At 48.1% G+C, this 2718-nt stretch carries 2 protein-coding genes; one reads left to right on the forward strand and one right to left on the reverse strand.

Annotated elements, in window-relative coordinates; all coding sequences use genetic code 11:
• Window positions 1-7: 7 nt before the first annotated feature.
• On the reverse strand, window positions 8-1423 hold the full coding sequence (locus tag ON064_RS17945; RefSeq protein ID WP_274625833.1) for a hypothetical protein: 1416 nt from the start codon (window positions 1421-1423) through the stop codon (window positions 8-10).
• Between the two features lie 372 nt (window positions 1424-1795).
• On the opposite strand from ON064_RS17945, the gene ON064_RS17950 reads away from it, so the two are divergent.
• A complete protein-coding gene (locus ON064_RS17950) occupies window positions 1796-2707 on the forward strand; it encodes a proline dehydrogenase family protein (RefSeq protein WP_274625834.1) in 912 nt (303 codons plus the stop codon).
• Window positions 2708-2718 lie beyond the last annotated feature (11 nt).

Below are 2718 nucleotides of genomic sequence, written 5' to 3' on the forward strand. Positions count from 1 at the left end.
CATTTTTTCAACTCCAGAAATACAGTAAAGTCTGGACGAATACTTGGATCATGATATAGAAAGCAATGGCGAATTTTAAATTGAAGCGCAAGCCATTGCGGATGCCACTCAACCCGTTGACGCTGCTTAAGATGATCACCGGCATGACGAACGGCGACAGGATGATCGAGATGACGCTGCCTGAGGTCACCGCAAGCACGATCAGTTCAGGCGGAAACGGAAGCACCGCCGATTCCAATACCCCTGTCACGAGAACGATGACCGGCAGCGGCCCGAGCCCGATAAAGCCCAAGAAGATGACGATAAACGGAATCAAAAACAACAAATTCAAAAACGGCACATGGCCGGTCAAATAATTCATCGCCCCGATGACGTAATCGCCGACTGTCGATTGATTGAGCGCATAAATGAGCAAGCCAGCAGCGAGCAGGATGCTGAACTGTTGAGCTTGCCTCGATACGCCCTCTGTGTAATAAATCCCCGCTTCCCGTGCATAACTTCCTGTTCGTCTCTTGAGCAGAAAGTACAAGAAGGTCCAGACGAGAATGACTAGCGGGATGACGACAAGAAAGTCAGCCCCCGTCCATTCGTGGAGAATGAATATCGTGCCAAACAGCGAGATGAACAGAAAAGCGAATTCGGCTACGTCTTTGTTCCAGCTGCCCGCATTCCGCGAGTTTGCCACCGCTTTATCGATCTCATTCGTCAGCACGGCCGAGAAATCCTTGCCGTAGCGCTTCTCATCCGCGGTCGCAAAAGCCACCGACAGCAAGGTCCCGGCAATGGCTGCGCCGAGGCCGAGCAGCATCGACTTCCATAACACTGCATCCATTGCGCCCACTGCGAAGATAAAGCTCGGAATGCTGATGACCCACATGGTCGACAAGGCGAAGCCGCGTAGAATCGCAGTCCCCTTGTAATTTTCCCATGCTTCGTCTTTATGGTCTTTCAAAAATGAATCGATGAACCTGTACATCATCGGCACGACCCCGAACAACAGGAAATGCGAGATGATCTGCGTCATACCCATCAGTCCTGCGTAAAAAGTTTGGCTCTTGTTCAACCATTTGTTGCCGAAGCTCATGATCTCTTCTATGTAAGGCTCTTCCCTGAGCACCCAGCTGATCATCGGAACGATCAACAATAAGGCGATCAGGCTTTTCATCTGGACGAACGCTGACGCCAGATCCTGCCAAAAATTCTGGCTCGTCGCCGCCAGCACGCCGATTGCGGTGACCGCGAGGAATGTCTGCAGCTGCAACTTGCGGAGTGGCAACACGCCGAACGCAAACACCAAACTGAATAAGCCGGCAATCGGCAGCATCGCCTCGGTCCAAGAATTGGCATAAAAATACTGGATGAAATGAAGAACGGCATAAATAAGCACAGATAAAGTGAATCCTTTTTTCGCTAATGCCCTCATCTGCAAGCCCTCCTTCCGTATGCGGCAAATAGTTGTAAACACATACCGCCTATTTTACACCTTTTACCTGTCCATTGCGGCTACAAAGGCTTTCTTTTCATTCAAAAGACAGGATTTTCATTTTCCAGAAAAACTTTTTTGAATAATTTGTTTACGAAAACCCAATAAGTGGAAGGTAGACAATAAGAAATATAATTATTTCAATAGTTGTTTTTATTTTCAGTCATTTCTATGATATGCTCTAGCCACACGGAGAACGATCCCTTGCAGAAGCTCAGCATCCGCTGGTTCTACTGGGTTGATTCACGCTTAGATCCGCTGTTATCAAGGGGCGGATTGCCATTGATATTTTATTTTACTGGAGGGCTAGTAATGGAAATCACAAGGAGTTTTTTTATCGCATTATCCAATAATCGGTTATTGAACAGCGGAGCTAAAAAATGGGGCTTTCAGCTGGGCGCTGCAAAAGTCGTTGCTGGAACCGATATTCCGAATATGATGGCGTCCGTTCGCGCATTGAATGAGGACGGCATTTCCGCCACTATTGACCGGCTCGGGGAGTTCGTCACCAGCCGCGAAGAAGCCACACAAGCAAAAAACGAAATCATCCAAACGGCCGAAGCTATCACAAAAGCCGGCGTGGATGCCCATTTATCCGTTAAATTGACACAAATCGGGCTCGATATCGATGACCAATTCTGTCTGGAAAATATCCGTGAAATTGCGGCTGAAGCAGAACAGCGAGGAATTTACGTCAACCTGGATATGGAAAATTACGAGCACCTCCAACCCACTCTCGATATATTGCATACTTTAAGGGAAGAATTCGACAGTGTCGGAACCGTTATTCAGGCTTATCTCTTCCGCTCGGAACAAGACTTGGACGCACTTCAAAACGTCAGGCTGCGGCTTGTGAAAGGAGCCTACCAGGAAAGCGAACAAGTGGCGTATCAATCCGCTGAGGAAGTGGATGCCAATTTCCTCAAGCTTATCAAGCTGCGGCTTGACCAGCCGGTGTTCACCTCAATCGCTACGCATGACCACCATATTATCAATGCAGCGATTGACTACATAAAAGAACAAGGCATCCCAAAAGACCGTTTTGAATTCCAAATGCTCTACGGCTTCCGCACGGATTTATTGAAGGAGCTGTCAGAAGAATACCAGGTGACGTCTTATGTCCCGTTCGGCAAAGATTGGTACGGTTACTTCATGAGACGACTCGCTGAACGGCCACAGAACATCCAATTGGTGTTAAAAGGCGCGCTCTCCAAATCCTCATGAAACCGAAAAAG

It is taken from the genome of Planococcus sp. A6 (genome assembly GCF_028823615.1).
GTDB lineage: Bacteria > Bacillota > Bacilli > Bacillales_A > Planococcaceae > Planococcus.